We start from the raw sequence: 1,914 nt of genomic DNA, 5'->3' as shown, positions 1-1,914 counted from the left end.
AAGACTCCTTTTTGTTAAAATTATACTATAAATTCAACTTTGCAACAGAACCCATAATTATAACTTTTTTATTACCTCTTTTTAAAACTTAAATATGAAAGAGGTTTTTCTATGTCAAACTTTAATATTAAAGAAATCCAAAAAGAGAAATTCTATCAATTACCTAAAGTATTTTTTACTAATCCTAAATACACTAATTTGTCTAATGATGCTAAAATAACTTGGTCAATACTAAGAGATCGCTTAGACTTATCTATAAGAAATAATTGGATAGACGAAAATGGAGATATATTTTTTATTTATACCAATGAAAAACTTAAGTCTATTCTAAATATCAGTAGCCCCAATAAATTATCTAAAATTAAAAAGGAATTAACTCAAGCTGATTTATTTAATCAAATAAGAGTAGGTTTGAATAAACCAAATAAGTTATATATTAAAAAACCTGAAGTAACAGAAGCTGATATATACTACATATCACAACAGGAAAATGATGTAGAATCTCGTAATGACACGGACGTATCAAAATCATACGTCCAGAATTATGATAATAATACGTCAGGAAATATCAATTTAATACATCAAGACATATCAAAATCATACGCAAATGATACTGAATTTAATAATACTGATTATATAGAGACTGAGAATAATGATACGAATGATTTGAATGATACATCTAACAATAATCTAATAAATACTCATTCGAATCATACAAATTATCAACAAAATAAATTTAATAATGAGGCCTTAAAATTCCAAGTCCTTGAAGAATTACCACAACAAACCAGAGATTATTTAAGTAATTTTGAAATCAGAGAAATTCGTATTATTAAAAGTGTTTTACTCAAAGGGAAAAAGTCTTTTAATAACACATTTAATACATATTATCGTTTAGAAGATGTTGAATTTGAACTTGTCAGTGTCTTAAAACGTTTTAAGGCCATGCTGCTACAAAAGAACGAAACCGTTGAAGCTATGCAAGGTTATTTAATGCAATCCATTAAAGCTGAACTTGAAGAAATACATGCGCTCAATATGCGCCGTCAAAACATGCCTAAATACAATATCTTTAATGAGTAGTTCAAATGGCTTTAAAGTAATCAAAGAGAAAACATTCAATTACGGCAATTTGGCATTTTGAAAAACAAAATTATTACTTAAAAGATTTGAAACGTTAGCTTAAAAGCTAGCGTTTTTTTATGTATTTTTGCCCCTGAGGGAACTATAGCGTTCGACCGGCATGGTTGACCACTTTACATGCCAACTTTTAAGTTTGCATGTAAATGGGCAGTGTCTTAAAAAATGGACACTGGATTTTCTCAAATTTTTGCTTTTGGAAATAGCATATATTTATTTGGCTCATATTTGCGTTTTAAGAGCTTATATAAGTTTTTAGGCATAAAACTATATGAATTACCCCTAAATCTTTAAAATGCCCCCTTAAAATTCAAAATAAAGGTATTTAAAATTTTAAAAATAAAAAAGCTACTAGCAAAAACTAGTAGCTTAAATCTTAGTTAAATTTTGATGTAGTATTAATTTTTGTATCTGCGCCACAACACCGATTACTTAAAACTAAGATTAAAAAAATCGACGAAGGTCGATTATGGTTTTTACACGCGTTCTTTTAGAACGCATAAGTGCGCCCTTACGGGAATTAAATAGATTATAACGATGAAAAATAGACCTGTAAAGCGATAACTATTGTGATAAAGTTTGCTAAAAAGGAGTTTTAAAAATGAAAATTTTTGCAATTATTTTAGGAATTTTAGTAATTCTTTCTTGGTTATTTGTTATGAAAGAATATAGAAATGGCAATCAGAACACAACCAAAGCTCATAATATTATGTTATTAGCTTGTTTATTAACTTTGATTATGACAATAATGCAAGTTTTCTATTAGTTTTATGA

The 1,914-nt window shown here is 27.5% G+C and carries 2 protein-coding genes; both read left to right on the top strand.

Going from position 1 to position 1,914, the window contains the following annotated elements; translation table 11 throughout:
• The first annotated feature begins 111 nt into the window (after window positions 1-111).
• Window positions 112-1,083 carry a replication initiator protein A gene (locus CD032_RS09695; RefSeq protein ID WP_011867760.1) on the top strand — a complete coding sequence of 324 codons (972 nt, stop codon included), beginning with the start codon at window positions 112-114 and terminating at the stop codon, window positions 1,081-1,083.
• A 658-nt stretch (window positions 1,084-1,741) separates the two neighbouring features.
• Window positions 1,742-1,906, top strand: a complete 165-nt coding sequence (locus CD032_RS13130; protein WP_011867761.1) for a hypothetical protein — start codon at window positions 1,742-1,744, stop codon at window positions 1,904-1,906.
• The last annotated feature ends 8 nt before the right edge of the window (window positions 1,907-1,914 follow it).

The sequence above is a fragment of the Staphylococcus cohnii subsp. cohnii genome (assembly GCF_002902365.1).
GTDB classification, from domain to species: domain Bacteria; phylum Bacillota; class Bacilli; order Staphylococcales; family Staphylococcaceae; genus Staphylococcus; species Staphylococcus cohnii.
This window is presented reverse-complemented; position numbering and strand designations above follow the sequence as displayed.